Here is an 18040-nt window from a genome sequence, read left to right as displayed (position 1 = left end):
CTCACCCTACGATGGGCGCATGCGCATCGTTGCCCTCGTCTCCGGTTCCGGCACCAACCTGCAGGCCGTCCTCGACGCCGTCGCCTCCGGCGCCCTGGACGTGGAGATCGCCGCGGTGGGCGCCGACGTCGCCGACGCCGGCGGACTCGACCGTGCCCGCGCCCACGGGATCGAGACGTTCGTGGTCTCCCCGAAGGACCACGCGGACCGGCGCGCGTGGGACGAGGCGCTCGCGGACGCCGTCGCCGCCTACGCGCCGGACTGGGTGGTGTGCTCCGGGTTCATGCGGATCCTGGGCGCCCCGCTGCTCGAGCGGTTCGACGGCCGCATCCTCAACACCCACCCGGCCCTGCTGCCCTCCTTCCCGGGGGCCCACGGCGTCCGGGACGCGCTGGCGCACGGGGTGAAGGTCACCGGCTGCACCGTGCACGTGGTGGACGCGGGCGTGGACACCGGCCCGATCCTCGCGCAGGCCGCGGTGCCCGTGCTGGACACGGACACCGAGGCCGAGCTGCACGAGCGCATCAAGGTCCAGGAGCGGGCCCTGCTGCTGCGCGTGCTCGGCGAGCTCAGTCGGCGCTGACCTCGAGGGCGCGGCCGCGGGTCTCCGGGGCCAGCGCCAGCATCGCCGCGCAGGCCAGGACCACGAGCCCGCCGGTGACGGCGAACGCCCCCGGCAGCCCGAGGGCGGGGACCAGCGTGCCCACGAAGAGCAGCGGGCCCAGGCCCGCGCCCACCCGCGAGGCCGCCGACGCCCAGCCGAAGCCGGAGGCGCGCAGCGTCGTCGGGTACAGCTCGGAGACGTACGTGTAGAGCACCGGGATCGCGACCTGCACCACGAAGCCGAACGCCAGCACGAGCGGCAGCACCGCGGCGGGCACGTCCAGCACGCTCGCCAGCCAGACGGTCAGGGCGCTCGCGACGACGGCGCTGACGGCCAGCAGCCAGCGGCGGCCGGTGACCTCGATCAGCACGGTGGCCACGACCACGCCGAGCAGGCCGGCCGCGGCCATGCCGGAGGTCATGATGAAGGCGCGGCCCTCCGCGTAGCCGGCGTCGATGAGGAACGTCGGCAGCCACTGCAGCGCGATGTAGTAGACGAGCATGATGGCCACGAACAGGGCCCAGGCGACCGCGGTGATGCGCGGGGAGAACCGCCAGACCGCGGCGAGCTGCGCGCCGACGCCGCCGGAGCGGGCCGGCTCGGCCGGGGGCATCGTGTAGGGCCGGCGAGGCGCGCCGGTGGCCGCCACCATGCGGTCGATGACGGCGCGGGCCTGTGCCTCGCGGCCCCGGCTCATCAGGAACAGCGGGGACTCGGGGATGCCCAGGCGCACGACGAACACGAGCAGGGCCGGCAGGACCATGGCCAGCAGGGGCAGGCGCCAGTCACCCCACGTGCCCACGAGCCAGGCGGAGACGAGGCCGCACAGCGCGGCGCCGACGGGCCACCAGCCGTCCATCGCGGCCAGGACGCGGCCGCGCAGCCGGCGCGGGGTGAACTCGCCCACGAGTGCGTAGTCCACGGGGATCGTGCCGCCCAGGCCCACACCGGCCACGAAGCGGAACAGCGCGAACCACAGCAGGGAGTCCGTCAGCGCGCCCGCGATCGTGAACACGGAGAAGATCGCGAGCGTCCACGCGAACGCCGCCTTGCGGCCGATGCGGTCCGCGATGGTGCCCCACAGGAACGCGCCCACGGCCATGCCGATGAGGTTGGCGGTGCCGATCCACGCGGCGTCGGCCTTGTCCAGGGCCCACTCCTCGCGCAGCAGCGGGATCATCACGCCGTTGAGCGTGACGTCCCACGCGTCGAACATGAAGCCCAGGCCGCCGATCAGGAAGATGCGGCCCTGGACGGACCAGCGCCACGGCAGCTCCTGGACGACCGCCTCACCGGTGGGCAGGGTGGCGTCGGGGGCGACGACGTCGGGTGCGGGCCCGGGGTGCGCGCCGTCGGCGCTGGGGCGGGGTGGGGTGGCGGAGGACATGGTCGGCTCCCGTTCGTCGGGTGGAGTGGGGGCGGTCCGTCACGCGGACGCCTGGGCCATTATGCGGCCCGGCCTATGCTGGGGGACGCACCCGGACCCCCTCGAAGGAGCGCCCCCTCGTGACCTCTGCCCAGTCAATCCCCACCGTCCTGGACACGGTGCCCCTGAAGCGGGCCCTGATCTCCGTGTACGACAAGACCGGACTCGAGGAGCTCGCCACCGGGCTCCACGCCGCGGGCGTGCAGATCGTCTCGACCGGCTCCACCGCCCAGCGCATCGCCGCCGCCGGCGTGCCCGTCACCGAGGTCGCCGAGGTCACCGGGTTCCAGGAGTGCCTGGACGGCCGCGTGAAGACGCTGCACCCGCGCGTGCACGCGGGCATCCTGGCCGACCGTCGTCGTGAGGACCACGTGACCCAGCTGCGCGAGCTCGAGGTGGAGCCGTTCGACCTCGTCGTCGTGAACCTCTACCCGTTCGTGGACACCGTGAACTCGGGCGCCGCGGAGGACGCCGTCGTCGAGCAGATCGACATCGGCGGGCCGTCCATGGTGCGCGCGGCCGCGAAGAACCACGCGTCCGTGGCGATCGTCGTGGACCCGGCCCGCTACGGCGAGGTCGTCCAGGCCGCCCAGTCCGGCGGCTTCGACCTGCGCGCCCGCCGGCGCCTGGCCGCCCTGGCCTTCGCCCACACCGCGGCGTACGACAACGCCGTGGCCGCCTGGACCGCCGCCCACTTCGGCGAGGACATCCACGCCGACGAGATCCCCGTGTTCCCGCCCTACGCCGGCTTCTCCCTCGAGCGCGCGCAGATCCTGCGCTACGGCGAGAACCCGCACCAGCCCGCGGCGCTGTACCTAGACTCCTCGGCGGCCCCCGGCATCGCGCAGGCCGAGCTGCTGCACGGCAAGCCGATGAGCTACAACAACTACGTGGACGCCGACGCCGCGGTGCGCGCCGCCTTCGACCACCCGGTCCCGGCCGTGGCGATCGTCAAGCACGCCAACCCGTGCGGCGTGGCCGTCACGGACGAGGGCACGGACATCGCGCAGGCGCACGCCAAGGCCCACGCGTGCGACCCGGTCTCCGCGTTCGGCGGCGTGATCGCGGCCAACCGCCCCGTCACCGCCGCCATGGCCGCCCAGGTGAAGGACGTGTTCACGGAGGTCGTCGTGGCCCCGGCGTTCGAGCCCGAGGCCCTGGAGATCCTCTCCGCCAAGAAGAACCTGCGCCTGCTGAGCCTGCCCGAGGGCTTCCTGCGGGACGCAGTGGAGGCCAAGCAGGTCTCCGGCGGCATGCTGCTGCAGATCGCGGACGCGGTGGACGCCGACGGCGACGACCCGGCCACCTGGACCCTCGCCGCCGGCCCGGCCGCCGACGAGGCCGTCCTGGCCGACCTGGCCTTCGCGTGGCGCGCCGTGCGCGCGGCCAAGTCCAACGCCGTGCTGCTGGCCCACGACGGCGCCACGGTGGGCGTGGGCATGGGCCAGGTCAACCGCCTCGACTCCTGCCGCCTGGCCGTCGAGCGCGCCAACACCCTGGGCGCCGCGCAGACCGGCGGGCAGGACGTGAGCAGCGCCGGCGGCGCGGAGAACGTCTCCGGGGAGGGCGCCCCCGAGCGGGCCCGCGGCTCCGTGGCCGCCTCGGACGCGTTCTTCCCGTTCGCGGACGGGCTGCAGATCCTCATCGACGCCGGCGTGAAGGCCGTCGTCCAGCCGGGCGGCTCCGTCCGGGACGAGGAGGTCGTGGCCGCGGCCGAGGCAGCCGGCGTGACCCTGTACCTGACCGGGGCGCGCCACTTCTTCCACGGCTGAGCGGGGCGGGCCGATGGTGTGGAGCCCCTCGGCCTGGTCGTCTCCTTCCTCATCGCCCAGGCCGTGCGGGGCACCTGAGCCGGCCACGATCCACGCCGCCGTCGTCGGAGGGCGCCCCCTCCGACCCGACGCCCCCCCTGGTACCCGGGCGATCCCTCCCGGCCCGGCGAGGGCACCGGCGACGGCCGGGGGCGCTGACGCCGAGCCACACACGGTGTGGCGCGTCCGAGGCGCCGGGTAGATTGGCGGCGAGTCACCCGTTCCCTGCCGACGAGGGCCGCGTCTCGAGTGCGGCCAGAAGGAGAGATCATCCGCATGTCGAAGATCATCTACACGCTCACGGACGAGGCGCCCATGCTGGCCACCGCGTCGCTGCTGCCGATCGTGCGCGCCTACGCGGGCACCGCCGGCGTGGAGCTGGAGACCCGTGACATCTCGCTGGCTGGCCGCATCCTCGCCGCGTTCAAGGACGTCCTGCCCGAGGAGCAGCGCACCGCGGACGCCCTCGCCGAGCTCGGCGAGCTCGTGAAGACCCCCGAGGCCAACGTCATCAAGCTGCCGAACATCTCCGCCTCCGTGCCGCAGCTGCGCGCCGCGATCAAGGAGCTGCAGGCGGACGGCTACGCGCTGCCGGAGTACCCGGACGAGCCGAAGACCGACGAGGAGAAGGACGCGAAGGCGCGATACGACTCCGTCAAGGGCTCCGCCGTGAACCCGGTGCTGCGCGAGGGCAACTCGGACCGCCGCGCCCCGAAGGCCGTGAAGGCGTACGCCAAGCGCTTCCCCCACTCGATGGGCGAGTGGACCCCGGACTCCAAGACCGCCGTCGCCACCATGGGCGCGGACGACTTCCGCGCCAACGAGCAGTCCGTGACCCTGCCGGCCGCCGACGTGCTGACGATCGAGTTCACCGGCGAGGACGGGAAGACCACCGTGCTCAAGGAGGGCCTGAAGGTCCTCAAGGGCGAGGTCGTGGACGGCACGTTCATGTCCGCCAAGGCCCTGGACGCGTTCCTCGCCGAGCAGGTCAAGCGCGCCAAGGAGGAGGGCATCCTCTTCTCCGCGCACCTGAAGGCCACCATGATGAAGATCTCCGACCCGGTGATCTTCGGCCACGTCGTGAAGGCCTACTTCTCCGAGCTGTTCGAGAAGTACGGCGAGCAGCTGGCCGCCGCCGGCCTGTCCGCGAACAACGGCCTCGCCGCGATCGAGGGCGGCCTGGACAAGCTCGACGCCGAGACCGCCGAGGGTGTGCGCGCCGCCATCGCCGCCGCCTACGAGAACGGCCCGGACGTGGCCATGGTGAACTCCGCCAAGGGCATCACCAACCTCCACGTGCCCTCCGACGTGATCGTGGACGCCTCCATGCCGGCCATGATCCGCACCTCCGGCCGCATGTGGAACAAGGACGACCAGACCCAGGACACCCTGGCCGTCATCCCGGACTCCTCCTACGCCGGCGTCTACCAGGCCGTGATCGACGACTGCAAGGCCAACGGCGCCTACGACCCCACCACCATGGGCACCGTCCCGAACGTGGGCCTCATGGCGCAGAAGGCCGAGGAGTACGGCTCGCACGACAAGACGTTCATCATGGACGCCGCGGGCACCGTGGCCGTGAAGAACTCCGCCGGGGAGACCCTGCTCTCCCACGACGTCGAGGCCGGCGACATCTGGCGCGCCTGCCAGACCAAGGACGTCCCGGTGCGCGACTGGGTGAAGCTGGCCGTGACCCGCGCCCGCGCGTCCCAGACCCCGGCCGTGTTCTGGCTGGACGAGACCCGCGCCCACGACCGCGAGCTCATCAAGAAGGTCGAGGAGTACCTCAAGGAGCACGACACCGAGGGCCTGGATCTGCGCATCCTCTCCCCGGTGGAGGCCACCAAGCTCTCGGTGGAGCGCATCCGCCGCGGCGAGGACACCATCTCCGTGACCGGCAACGTGCTGCGTGACTACAACACGGATCTGTTCCCGATCCTCGAGCTGGGCACGTCCGCGAAGATGCTCTCGATCGTCCCGCTGCTCAACGGCGGCGGCCTGTTCGAGACCGGCGCGGGCGGCTCCGCCCCGAAGCACGTGCAGCAGCTGCTGGAGGAGAACCACCTGCGCTGGGACTCCCTCGGTGAGTTCCTCGCGCTGGCCGTGTCCTTCGAACACGAGGCGGTCGCGAACGAGAACCACCGCGCGCAGGTGCTCGCGGACACCCTGGACGCCGCCACCGGCACCCTGCTGATCGAGGGCAAGTCCCCGAAGCGCAAGGTCGGCGAGCTGGACAACCGCGGCAGCCACTTCTACCTGGCGCTGTACTGGGCCCGCGAGCTGGCGAAGCAGACCGAGGACGCCGAGCTGGCGGCCGCGGCGAAGCCGATCGCCGAGGAGCTGGAGGCCCAGGAGGAGACCATCCTGGCCGAGCTCAACGGCGTGCAGGGCTCCCCGGTGGACCTGGGCGGCTACTACGCGCCGGAGATGGAGAAGGTCACCTCGGTGATGCGTCCGTCCGCGACGCTCAACGCGATCGTGGACAAGCTCTCCGTCTGAGCGACTGAGCGTCGGGGGCCGGGCCGCGTGCGTGGAGCGCGCGGCCCGGCCCCTTCTCGTTCCCCGGCGCCCGACGCCGACCCCCGGCCACCCGGCCACCCGAGACGGCTCCCCGCCCGCAACGCGGGTTGAGTTGTCGCGGGTGTTCGAGCCCCGGACCCGTGACAACTCAACCCGCGTTGCCCGGGGCGAGGAGGTGGTCAGCCCGCGTGTGCCGCCTCGTGGGCCAGCAGGGCCTGCTTCGCGGCGGTGCCGTAGAGGTAGTGGCCGGCGGCGCCGTCGGCGCGCACCACGCGGTGGCAGGGCACGACGACGGCCACCAGGTTGGCGGCGCACGCCCCGCCGGCGGCACGCACGGCCCGCGGGGCCCCGCACCGCTCGGCCAGGCCGCCGTAGGTGGCGGGGGAGCCGGGGGCGATGCCGCGCAGCTCCCGCCACGCCCGCTGCCGGAACGCGGTGCCCGGCTGGGCGACGTCGAGGGCGTCCAGCGCGGCCACGTCCCCCGCGGTGTAGGCGGCCAGGGCGTCGGCGACGGGCTGGGACACGCCCGGGCGCGGCTCCACGGGGCGCGGGTTCATCTCGCGGTCGGCGGTCTCCGGGTCCAGGGCCACGAGCCGGTCCATGAGCGTCTCGAGGAGGCGCCCGATCGCGGCGGCGGGGGGCTCCGAGTCCCCCGGCACGGCCACGCCGGAGGCGCGCACCGTCTGGTCCTCGGGGGAGAAGACGGCCACGAGGGTGAGCTCGGTGGCGGGCAGGGCGGCGGCGGTCCAGCGCAGCTCGGGAAGCAGGTCCATCCCCTCATTGTCCTGCACGGCCCGGCCCGGACAGGTGTTCGCGCGTCCCCTCCCTGTGTCAGGCTGGCGTCCATGACCGAGATCCGCGTCTTCGAGCATCGCACCCTCCTGCGCCACCCGCGTGAGGTGGTCTTCCGCTGGCTGGAGAACCCCGGCGCGCTGGAGCGGCTCACCCCGCCCTTCGCGGGCGAGGTGGTCCAGGGACCCACGGACGGCCTCCGCGTGGGCTCCGAGTCGCGGCTGCGCATCCAGGCCCCCGGGGCGGCCGGCCTGTTCGCCGGCGCGGCCCACGGGATGCTCACCGGCCTGCTGCCGGACGCCGTCGCCTCCCGCCTGCCCGGTGGGGCCGCGCCCGCGGTGCCGTGGCGCGCCCGCCACACGGCCTACGAGGAGGGCCGCATGTTCCGGGACGAGATGGTCTCCGGACCTCTGGCCTCCTGGCGGCACACTCACCTGCTCGATGACGCCGCGCCCGGTGAGGCGGACACGGCGGACGGCCGGCGCGGCACGGTCGTGACGGACCACATCGAGTACGCCCTGCCGGGGGAGTCCCTGGTGGCCCGCGTGCCCGCTCTGGGCACCGCGGCCTCGCGCCGCGCCCACGAGGCCTTCGAGGCGGAGCTGGGCCGCCAGTTCGCCTATCGCGCCCGCGTGATGGCCGACGACCTGGACTTCCACGCCGCCCACCCCGGTCCCCTCGTCGGCGGGCCGGCCCGCGCGGTCGCCGTGACGGGGGCCGGCGGACTGATCGGCCGGCAGCTCTGTGCCCTGCTCACCACCGGCGGCCACCGCGTCATCCGGCTCGTGCGGAGCCCGAAGAAGGCCGGCGCGCTGGACGCGGCGCTGTGGGACCCCGGCCGGGAGACCGTGGATGAGGACGCCCTGGCCGAGGCCGACGTCGTCGTGAACCTGGCGGGCGAGCCCATCGCGGGCCGGTTCTCGGACGCGCACAAGGAGGCCGTGCACGACTCGCGCGTGCGCGGCACGCGCACCCTCGTGGACGCGCTCGCCCGGATCGCCGCGCGGGAGGGGGACGAGGCGCGGGCGCGGGCACTCGTGAACGGCTCGGCGATCGGGTACTACGGGGCGGACGCGGGCACGGGCCCGTTCGGCAGCGGCCTCGTCGAGGATCTGGAGCCCGGGGACGACTTCCTCGCCGAGGTCGTCGCGGACTGGGAGGCGGAGGCCCGGCGCGCCGAGGCGGCCGGGATCCGGGTCGCGATGCTGCGGACCGGCGTGGTCCTGAGCCCGGCCGGGGGCATGCTGCAGCAGGTGCTGCCGCTGTTCCTCGCGGGCCTCGGCGGTCCGGTCGCGACCTCGGGTGGGGAGAGCCACGACGGCAGCCCGTGGCTGAGCTGGATCGGCGCGGATGACATCGCGGGGGCCTTCGCCCACGCGGTGCTCGACGACGGCGTCACCGGCCCGGTGAACGCAGTGGCGCCCGTGCCGGTCACGGCCCGGGAGTTCGCCACCGTGCTCGGGCGGGTGCTGCGCCGGCCCGCGGTCATCCCGGTGCCCGAGGCCGGGCCGCGCCTGCTGCTGGGCGAGGAGGGCCGGATGGAGACCGTCGCGGCCGACCAGAAGGTCCTGGCGGACCGGCTGGTCTCCTCCGGCTACGAGATGCGCGACCCCGAACTGGAGGGCGCGTTGCGCCACATCCTCGGGCGGTGACGGGGGTGGGGGCGCGTCCCACAGAGACGCTGCCCCGGCGGGTGGTCAGTCCTGCAGCGCGCCGGTCTCCCGGATGAGCTGGCCTAGCGCGGTGAACGCGTCGCGGGCCAGGGCCTCCCACAGGGCCAGGGCCAGCTGGGGGAAGCCCTCCTGGAGCGCGACCATCACCTGGGCGGTGAGGACTCGCGCCGTCACCGGCCCGCGCGCGCGGACGGTGGAGGGCTGGCGGCCGGGCTGGCCCAGGGCCATCTCGCCGAACGTCATCCCCGGGGTGAGCAGGGTGCGGCGCACGCGGCGGCTGCCCGTGCCCTGACCCGAGAGCTCCACGCTGCCGGAGACGATCACGTAGATGCCGCCGAACGGCTGGCCGGCGCGACGGATGATCTGGCCGTCCGAGTAGACCCGCTCGTCCATCATGGACTCGAGCAGACGCGCGTCGTCCGCGGAGAGGTGCTGCAGCAGGGGTGCCACGGCCGCCTCCTGGGCGTCCCGCGGCAGCAGGTGGGGGGCGTGCCGGGAGAGCAGCCGCTGCTCGGCCCACTGGGCGGCCCGCGAGCGGGAGTCGAAGAACACGAACTGCGCACCCTCGGCGGCGGGATCCACCCCCTCGGCCTCATCCTGCAGCGGCTCGGGCAGGTCGACCTCCACGGACTCCTCGACGGCCGCCATCAGCTCCTTCATCTCCGCGGCGTCCCGGTCCACGACGACGACGTCGAGCCCGTTGCCCAGCGCGCGGGCGAACCACTGGGCCACCAGCAGCCGGGCCGGACGGGAGATGGAGCTGACCGAGCGCATGTCCACCACGAGCGTCTCGAGGACCTCCGGTAGACCACGGCTGACGCGGGCGATCGCGTCCACCTGGCTGAAGCCGAGGTGACCGCCCAGCTCGATCACGTGCACGGTGTCCGCGAACCGCCCGAGCGCCTCGAGGACGACGGCGCTGCGCACCGTGCCCGAGGGCGCCTGATCGATCCGGTAGTGGGTGCGCAGGGCCGCGCGCGGGGAGCCGGTGACCACCGACGGGTGCAGCTCGAAGTCCTCGACGAGGGTCCGCAGGGCGGCCATCGCCGCGGCGCCGAGCCCGTTCTCGTCCGTCGTGTCCGACTGCAGCGCCAGACCGAGGTGGCCCGGCACCACCACGAGCACCGTGCCGCCGCGCGTGGACGCCCAGCCGGGCTGGCCGACGTCGTACGCCCACCGGGAGTCCCGGGTGTCCATGCCGCAGGAGTCCATCACGGAGAGCACACCGCGGACCGTCTCCTCGCTCAGCACACGGTCCCCGGTGACGGGGTGGACGCCGCCGTGCGCGAGGGTGCCGGCGAGCAGGGCGAGGTCCTCCACGGTCACGGCGGCGGCACGCACCGTGGCGATGTCCTCGAGCAGCGTCTCGGGGTCGGCGTCCAGCGTGTCGAGGGACTTCATCAGCCAGGCAGCGGACCGGGTGTGGTGCTGGGCGCGGTTCTCCGCACGCGCGGCCGACTCCGTGACGGTGACCTCGCGGTCGAACAGTGCGGAGAGCAGCTGCATCATGCGCGCGGTGCGGTCGCGGCCACCGCGGCCCTTCACGAGGGAGGCGGTGGCCACCGCGCCCGCGTTCTGCAGCGGGTTGTGCGGCAGGCCCGTGACGGCGTCCACCTCGACCCGGTGGTCCAGGTCGCGCACGGGGGCGGCTCCCACGCGCTCGCCCACCCGCACCGCGCCGAGGTCCTCGAGGGCCTGCGCGTGGAACAGGGGAGAGGCGAGCGTGGCGAGCGGCACGGGCGTCATGGATCCGGAGACGTAGCGGTGCCCGTCCACCAGGAGCATCGCGACGCCCAGCCCGTCCGGGACCTCCCCCTCACCCGCGTGGGCCGACGTGAGGCGATCGAGGTGCTCCTGGACGGGTGTGGTCATGGGTCACAGCCTAGTCAGTGGGACGGTCCCGGGACAGCGTGGCGGAGGCGGGCACAATGGACCCGATGCCCACCCCCGTCGATCCCGTCACCGTCCCGTCCGCCCTCTCCGCCGCCCTCGGCCGCCTCAGCGCCGGCCTGACGTTCGCCGCCGCCCTGCCCGACCTCGAAGCGGCGCTGGACGCGCGCGGGGCGGCCGTCGTCGAGGCGCCCCCGGGCACGGGCAAGACCACCGTGGTCCCGCCCGCGCTCGCGGTCCGGCTCGCGGATCACGGCGGCGGGCGCGTCCTGGTCACGCAGCCGCGGCGGGTCGCGGTGCGCGCGGCCTGGCGGCGGCTGCGCACGGCGGTGCCGGCCGCCGCGGCCGACGCGCAGCCCGGCGCCGGCCCCGACGCGCGGGCTCGGCTCGCGGACGCCGCCGTCGGCTACGCGGTGCGGGGTGATGCGGCCGGCGGCGGGGCCTCGGCCGTCGAGTTCGTGACCCCGGGCCTGCTGCTGCGCCGCCTCCTGGCCGACCCCGGGCTCGACGGCGTGGACGCGGTGGTCCTGGACGAGGTCCACGAGCGGGACCTGGACACAGACGTGCTCTTCGCGCTCCTCGCCGACCTGCGGCAGCTGCGTCCCGAGCTCGCGCTCGTGGCCATGTCCGCCACCGTGGACGCGGCGGCTCTGGCCACCCGCTGGGCCCGCGGCATGGGGGAGGAGGCGCCCCTGCCCGTGGCCTCCACCCCGGCCGTGCTGCACCCGCTGCGCGAGGAGCACGTCCCCTTCCGCGGCCACCGTCTCACCGCCGGGGGCCGCGTGGACCGGGCCTTCCTCGACCACGTCGCGGCCACGGCCGCGCGCGCCCACGCCGCGGCGCTCGACGCCGACCCGACCGTGGACGCCCTCGTCTTCCTGCCCGGCGTGGCCGAGGTCGAGGCGGTCGCGGGGCGCGTCGCCGCGCTCGCCCCGGACACCGAGGTCCGCGTCCTGCACGGCCGCCAGGAGCCCGCCGACCAGGACGCCGCGCTCGCCGGCCGCGCCGACCCCACCGTGCCGCGCGTCGTCGTCGCGACGGCGGTCGCCGAGTCCTCGCTGACCGTGCCGGGGGTGCGCCTCGTCATCGACGCGGGCCTGGCCCGCGAGCCGCGCCGGGACCGGGGGCGCGGCATGGCCGGGCTCGTCACCGTCCAGGCCTCGCGTGCCGCCGCCGGCCAGCGTGCGGGCCGCGCCGCCCGCCTCGGCCCCGGCACGGTGGTCCGCTGCCACACCGCCGCGGCCCTGGGCACCGCGCCCGCAGCCCCGACGCCGGCCCTCGCCGTCGTCGACCTCGCGCCGGTGGCCCTGGCGTTCGCGGCGTGGGGCGCCCCGGGCGGCCACGGGTTGACCCTGCCCGAGGACCCGCCGGCCGACGCGATGGCCGCCGCCGAGCGCACGCTCGCCTCCCTCGACGCGGTGGACGCGGACGGGCGCGTCACCCCGCACGGCGCCGTCCTGGCCGAGCTGCCCCTGGACCCGCCCCTCGGCCACGCCCTCCTGCGCGCGGCACCGTGGACGGGGCCCCGCCCCGCGGCCGAGGCGACGGCGGCCCTCGCCCTGGACCTGCGCGCCCCCGGGGCCGACCTCGAGGCGCTGGTCGCGGCCGTGCGGGACGGCCGGCACCCGGAGGCCGGGCGCTGGCGCCGGGAGGCGGACCGACTGGAACGACTCGCCCGTCGGCACGCACACCACGCCCCGGGCGAGCCCGGGCCCGAGGCGACGGCGACCGCGCGGCGCCACCCCGCCGGCCTCGTGGCCGCCCTGGCCTTCCCCGCGTGGATCGCCCGACGCGCGGGGGAGGCGGGCGCGTACCTGCTCACCTCCGGCACCCGCGCGGCCCTGCCCCGCGACGCCGCCGGCGGCGGCCTGGCGGGGCAGGAGTGGCTGGCCGTGGCCGAGGTCGCCCGCGTGGCCGGGGACGCGGCCGGCATGGGTGCCGCGATCCGCGCGGCCGCGCCGATCGACCGGCCGCTCGCCGAGCTCGCCGGCGCGGGCCTGCGGCGCACCGAGGACACCGCCGACTGGCGCGGGGACCGGCTCACCGGCCGACGCGTGGACCGGCTGGGCGCGCTCGTGCTGGCGGAGACGCCGGCCCGCGTCGCCCCCGACGCCGCCGCGCAGGCCGTGCGCGCCGCACTCGCCGCCGACGGCCTCGCCCGGTTCGACCCGAGCGGTCGAGCCGAACGCCTGCGCCGCCGGGTGCACCTGCTCCACCGCGTCCTCGGCGCCCCGTGGCCGGACCTCTCGGACGCGGCGCTGCCCGGCCTGGACGCGCTGGTCGACGGGCTCGCGGCCGACCTGGCCGCGGGGCGGCCCCTCGCGCGCCTGGACGCCGAGGCGCTGCTGCGCGGTGCCCTGCCGTGGCCGGAGGCGGGGCGGCTGGACGAGCTCGCCCCCGAGCGTCTGCCCGTGCCGAGCGGGCGCGCCGTCGTCGTGGACTATCCGGCCGTCCACGAGGACACCCCGCCCGTGGTCGCCGCCAAGCTGCAGGAGTTCTTCGGGGCGCGTGTCACCCCCGCTGTCGCGGACGGTCGTGAGCCGGTGGTCCTGCACCTGCTCTCCCCGGCAGGTCGCCCGCTCGCCGTGACCGCCGACCTGCCCTCCTTCTGGGCCGGCCCCTACGCGCAGGTCCGCGCTGAGAACCGGGGGCGCTACCCCAAGCACCCGTGGCCCGAGGATCCCGCCGCCGCGGAGCCGACCGCCCGGACGAACCGCCGCGCCCGCTGAGAAAGGGGTCCGCGAAACGTGCAGGAATCGCTGTGATGCGTGATGATGGCCGTCACATCCGACTCGCATCGATTGAGGTTCCACTTGTGAGACACGACACGCGGGCACGTCAACGGCGCCGGGCCACGCTGGCCGGCGCCGTCGCCGCGGGCGCGCTGATCCTGGCCGGGTGTGCTCCGGCCGAGCAGACGCCCACCCTGACCTGGTACACCAACCCCGACGACGGCGGGCAGGCGAAGATCGCCGCCCAGTGCACCGACGCCGCGAACGGCCGGTACAGAGTCGAGACGTCCATGCTTCCGACGGACGCCGCCTCCCAGCGCGAGCAGCTGACCCGCCGCCTCGCCGCGGGCGACACGTCGATGGACATCATGTCCCTCGACCCGCCGTTCGTCCCCGAGCTCGCCGAGCCCGGCTTCCTGGCCCCCGTGCCGGAGGAGATGCAGGCGTACGCGAAGGACAACGCCCTGGAGGGCGCGCTCGCGGCCGCCAGCTGGAAGGACGAGCTCGTCACGGTCCCGTTCTGGGCCAACACGCAGCTGCTCTGGTACCGCAAGTCGGTCGCCGAGGCCGCGGGGCTGGACATGTCCCAGCCCGTCACGTGGGACCAGCTGATCGAGGCCGCCCGCAGCCAGGACAAGGACCTGGCCGTCCAGGGCGCCCGTGCGGAGTCCATGACCGTGTGGCTCAACGCGCTCATCGAGGGCGGCGGGGAGCAGATCGTCCCCAACGCCGAGGCGCCCACGGACGAGGTCACCACGAACCTCGACTCCGAGGCCGGCCGCACGGCCGCCCGGATCATCTCCACGATCGGCAAGGAGGGTCTCGGCAGCGCCGGCCTGCCGACGCAGGACGAGAACGCCTCCATGCTGCTCTTCCAGGGCAAGAACGGCTCGTTCATGGTCAACTGGCCGTTCGTCTGGCCGGCCACCCTCGGCTCCGTGGAGGAGGGCTCGCTGCCGGAGGACCTGCCCGAGGACATCGGCTGGGCCGTCTACCCCCGCACCGTCGAGGGCGAGGACGCCGCGCCGCCCGTGGGCGGCATCAACCTGGGGGTGGGCGCGAAGTCCGAGCACCAGGACCTCGCCTGGGACGCGATCTCCTGCATCACCACCACCGAGCACCAGAGCCAGTACTTCGTCGAGAACGGCAACCCGCCCGCCGACCCGGCGGCCTACGACGCCCCCGAGGTCGCCGAGAAGTACCCCATGGCGGACACCATCCGGGAGTCCCTCGAACTCGGCGCCCCGCGGCCGCAGACCCCGTACTACAACGAGGTCTCCACCGCGATCCAGCAGCGCTACGCGCCGCCGTCGGGCGTCTCCGAGTCCACCCCGGCCGAGACCGACGACTTCATCCAGGAAGTCCTGAGAGGGGAGCGTCTGCTGTGAGCCACGTCGACACCGCACCCGCCGCATCCACCCCGCGCGCCGCCGAGGGTCGTCGCCCCCGCCGGGTGAAGTCCCAGCGCGCGAAGTCCGAGGCGCGTCTCGGCTGGCTCCTGGCCGGCCCCGCGTTCTTCGTGATGCTGTTCGTGGTCCTGTACCCGATCCTGCAGGCCCTCTACGACTCGCTGTTCAAGTACCGGCTCACCGCGCCGGGCGACCGCGAGTTCGTGGGCCTGGGCAACTACGGCGTGATCCTCACGGACCCCGTGTTCTGGAAGGGCCTCGGGGTGACCCTGCTGATCACCGTGGTGACCGTGGTGGTCGAGCTCATCCTCGGCTTCCTGCTGGCCCTGGCCATGCACCACGCCATCAAGCAGACCCGCGGCCTGATCCGCACGATCATCCTGGTGCCGTACGGCATCATCACCGTGGTCTCCGCGTTCGCGTGGTTCTACATGTTCTCGATCGACTCGGGCTACATCAACGCCTGGTTCGAGTGGCTGCCGGGCGTCGACGCGGACCTGAACTGGTTCGCGCAGGGCAGCACCGCGCTGTTCGTGATCATGCTCTCCGAGATCTGGAAGACCACCCCGTTCATCTCCCTGCTCCTGCTGGCCGGCCTGGCCCAGGTGCCGGGCGACCTCACCGAGGCCGCCTCCGTCGACGGCGCCTCGTGGTGGCAGCGGATGAAGCTGGTCATCCTGCCGAACATGAAGGCCTCGATCATGGTGGCCGTCCTGTTCCGCGCGATGGACGCGTTCCGCATCTTCGACTCCATCTACATCATGACCAACGGCGCCTACGGCACCGAGGTCCTCTCGCTGCTGGCCTACCGCACGTCCATCGGCCGGCTCGAGATCGGCATGGGTTCGGCGGTCTCCGTGATCCTGTTCCTGTGCGTGGCCCTCATGGCGGTCATCGCCGTCAAGGGCTTCAAGGTGGACCTGGCCGACCGAGGAGGTTCCAAGTGAGCACCGCCGCATCCGCTCCCGCCCCCGAGGGCCGCGCGCCTGAGGGCCGCGCGCCCCACCGTCGCGGCACCGGAAAGGCCACCGCACTGTGGTGGATCCTCACCGTCGTGATCGGCGTGTGGTGCCTCTTCCCGCTGTTCTCGATCTTCGCGACCAGCTTCAAGACGCCCGCCGACCTCGCCAACGGCAAGCTGCTGCCCACCCAGTGGTCCACCGTGAACTACGAGGAGATCTTCGTGGGCGGCTCGCGCGAGCTGTTCCTCACGGCGCTGCGCAACTCGATCGGCATCACCGTGATCGCCACGATCATCGCCGTCATCCTGGCCACGCTGTGCGCCTACGCGATCGCCCGCCTGGACTTCCCGGGCAAGCGGATCGTGCTCACGGTGTCCCTGATGGTCTCGATGTTCCCCGTCATCTCCCTGGTGACGCCGCTGTTCAACATGTGGCGCACCCTCGGGCTGTACGACACGTGGCTCGGCCTGATCATCCCCTACCTGTCCCTGACCCTGCCGATCTCCATCTGGACCCTGGCCGCGTTCTTCCGCCAGATCCCGTGGGAGCTCGACCAGGCCGCGCAGGTGGACGGCGCCACCCCGCTCGAGGCGTTCCGCAAGGTGATCGTCCCGCTGGCCGCCCCCGGCGTCTTCACGACGGCGATCATCGCCTTCTTCATCGCCTGGAACGACTTCGTGTTCGGCATCTCCCTGACCTCCACCGAGACCGCGCGCACCGTGCCCGCCGCCCTGGCCTTCTTCACCGGCGCCTCGCAGTTCGAGTCGCCGACCGGGGCCATCTCGGCGGCCGCGATCATCGTGACCATCCCGATCGTGATCCTGGTGCTGGCGTTCCAGCGTCAGATCGTGGCCGGCCTGACCAACGGCGCGGTGAAGGGCTGAGGCCCGCACACGAGACCTCCCGAAAGGACCCCCCGATGGCCTCCATCACCCTGAACCACATCGACAAGACCTACGACGACGGCTTCCACGCCATCAAGGACGTGAACCTGGAGATCGAGGACGGCGAGTTCGTCATCCTCGTGGGCCCCTCCGGCTCCGGCAAGTCCACGCTGCTGCGCATGATCGTGGGCCTCGAGGACATCACCGACGGCGAGATGCTGATCGACGGCCGCCGCGTGAACGAGGCGGCCCCCAAGGACCGCAACCTCGCGATGGTGTTCCAGAACTACGCGCTGTACCCGCACCTGACGGTGTACGAGAACATCGCCTTCCCGCTGCGGCTGATCAAGGACAACAAGCCCTCCGAGGAGGAGATCGACCGCAAGGTGCGCGACGCCGCCCGCGTGCTCGAGCTCGAGGACCACCTCGAGCGCAAGCCCGGCAACCTCTCCGGCGGCCAGCGTCAGCGCGTGGCCATGGGCCGGGCGATCGTGCGCGAGGCGGACGCGTTCCTCTTCGACGAGCCGCTGTCCAACCTGGACGCCAAGCTGCGTGGGCAGATGCGCGCGGAGATCTCGCAGCTGCAGCGCCGCCTGGCCACCACCTCCGTCTACGTGACGCACGACCAGACCGAGGCCATGACCCTGGGCGACCGGGTGGCCGTGCTCAAGAAGGGCGAGCTGCAGCAGGTGGCCAGCCCGCGCGAGCTCTACGAGCAGCCGCTCAACCTGTTCGTGGCCGGCTTCATCGGCTCGCCGTCGATGAACTTCCTGCCCGCCTCGCTGAAGCAGAAGGAGGGCGGCCACGTGCTGTCCTCGCCGATCGGTGACATCCCGGTGCCGCCCGAGAAGGCCCGCGCCGCCGAGGGGCGGGACATCGTGTTCCTCGGCCTGCGGCCGGAGTTCTTCGAGGACGCCGAGCTGGTGGAGGACAGCCGCCGCGACCAGGGCTCCACCTTCGACGCGACGCTCACGCACCTGGAGTGGCTCGGCCACGAGCAGTACGGCTACATCGAGTTCGATCCGGACCCGGCCGTGGCCGAGATGCTCTCCTCGCTGGCCAAGGACCTGGACGCGGACGAGCTGCGCCCCGTCGTCGTGGCCACCCTCTCCGGCGAGTCCCGCGCCCGGCCGGGCACGCCGACCCGCCTGTGGGTGGACACCACCCGCGTGCACCTGTTCGACCCGACCACCGGTGAGAACCTCACCCGCGACCCCGAGGTCGGCGCGGAGCTGACCCGCCGGGCCGCCGAGGAGCGCCGCCGCCAGATCGAGATGGCCACCGAGCGCGATGCCGCCGAACGCGAGGCGGACGCGCCGCGCCGCTGAGCCGGCACC

Annotated in this window: 12 protein-coding genes; 9 read left to right on the top strand and 3 right to left on the bottom strand. The window is 73.9% G+C overall.

The window, feature by feature from the left end; translation table 11 throughout:
- The first annotated feature begins 19 nt into the window (after positions 1-19).
- Positions 20-583, top strand: coding sequence for a phosphoribosylglycinamide formyltransferase (gene purN / locus KVS67_RS04220; RefSeq protein ID WP_036382016.1), 564 nt, complete (start codon positions 20-22; stop codon positions 581-583).
- Here purN and KVS67_RS04215 read toward each other — a convergent pair.
- Positions 570-1991: an MFS transporter gene (locus KVS67_RS04215; RefSeq protein ID WP_217564762.1), complete on the bottom strand. Its 1422-nt coding sequence runs from the start codon at positions 1989-1991 to the stop codon at positions 570-572. The genes purN and KVS67_RS04215 overlap by 14 nt on opposite strands.
- 119 nt (positions 1992-2110) lie before the next feature.
- Here KVS67_RS04215 and purH point away from each other — a divergent pair, with 119 nt between their 5' ends.
- Together purH and KVS67_RS04205 are read left to right on the top strand one after the other, a co-directional pair.
- Positions 2111-3802, top strand: a complete 1692-nt coding sequence (gene purH / locus KVS67_RS04210) for a bifunctional phosphoribosylaminoimidazolecarboxamide formyltransferase/IMP cyclohydrolase (RefSeq protein ID WP_217564761.1) — start codon at positions 2111-2113, stop codon at positions 3800-3802.
- 315 nt (positions 3803-4117) lie between these two features.
- A complete protein-coding gene (locus tag KVS67_RS04205; RefSeq protein WP_217564760.1) occupies positions 4118-6340 on the top strand; it encodes an NADP-dependent isocitrate dehydrogenase in 2223 nt (740 codons plus the stop codon).
- A gap of 200 nt (positions 6341-6540) precedes the next feature.
- Here KVS67_RS04205 and KVS67_RS04200 read toward each other — a convergent pair whose 3' ends face one another.
- The gene (locus KVS67_RS04200) at positions 6541-7134 is read right to left on the bottom strand and encodes a methylated-DNA--[protein]-cysteine S-methyltransferase (RefSeq protein ID WP_041102971.1); all 594 of its coding nucleotides are present in this window, start codon (positions 7132-7134) and stop codon (positions 6541-6543) included.
- A 72-nt stretch (positions 7135-7206) separates the two neighbouring features.
- On the opposite strand from KVS67_RS04200, the gene KVS67_RS04195 reads away from it, so the two are divergent.
- Entirely contained in the window at positions 7207-8805 is a 1599-nt protein-coding gene (locus tag KVS67_RS04195; RefSeq protein WP_063188956.1) for a TIGR01777 family oxidoreductase, read from the top strand.
- A 45-nt stretch (positions 8806-8850) separates the two neighbouring features.
- Here KVS67_RS04195 and KVS67_RS04190 read toward each other — a convergent pair whose 3' ends face one another.
- Positions 8851-10698 carry a glutaminase gene (locus tag KVS67_RS04190; protein WP_063188958.1) on the bottom strand — a complete coding sequence of 616 codons (1848 nt, stop codon included), beginning with the start codon at positions 10696-10698 and terminating at the stop codon, positions 8851-8853.
- 65 nt (positions 10699-10763) lie between these two features.
- Here KVS67_RS04190 and KVS67_RS04185 point away from each other — a divergent pair, with 65 nt between their 5' ends.
- The 5 genes from KVS67_RS04185 (at position 10764) to KVS67_RS04165 (ending at position 18031) form a co-directional block, all read left to right on the top strand.
- Positions 10764-13445 carry an ATP-dependent helicase C-terminal domain-containing protein gene (locus KVS67_RS04185; RefSeq protein WP_157557087.1) on the top strand — a complete coding sequence of 894 codons (2682 nt, stop codon included), beginning with the start codon at positions 10764-10766 and terminating at the stop codon, positions 13443-13445.
- An 86-nt stretch (positions 13446-13531) separates the two neighbouring features.
- Positions 13532-14836 (top strand): extracellular solute-binding protein, encoded by a 1305-nt coding sequence (locus KVS67_RS04180; protein WP_063188962.1) that lies wholly within the window; start codon positions 13532-13534, stop codon positions 14834-14836.
- Positions 14833-15804 (top strand): carbohydrate ABC transporter permease, encoded by a 972-nt coding sequence (locus tag KVS67_RS04175; protein WP_041102962.1) that lies wholly within the window; start codon positions 14833-14835, stop codon positions 15802-15804. The genes KVS67_RS04180 and KVS67_RS04175 overlap by 4 nt, the downstream gene beginning before the upstream one ends.
- Entirely contained in the window at positions 15801-16703 is a 903-nt protein-coding gene (locus KVS67_RS04170) for a carbohydrate ABC transporter permease (RefSeq protein ID WP_080695865.1), read from the top strand. The genes KVS67_RS04175 and KVS67_RS04170 overlap by 4 nt, the downstream gene beginning before the upstream one ends.
- Positions 16704-16738: 35 nt before the next feature.
- A complete protein-coding gene (locus KVS67_RS04165; protein WP_063188965.1) occupies positions 16739-18031 on the top strand; it encodes an ABC transporter ATP-binding protein in 1293 nt (430 codons plus the stop codon).
- The last annotated feature ends 9 nt before the right edge of the window (positions 18032-18040 follow it).

Source organism: Micrococcus sp. GbtcB5 (assembly GCF_019091605.1).
GTDB lineage: Bacteria > Actinomycetota > Actinomycetes > Actinomycetales > Micrococcaceae > Micrococcus > Micrococcus luteus.
The sequence above is the reverse complement of the archived record's forward strand: the minus strand, read 5'-3'. Positions and strand labels throughout refer to the sequence as shown.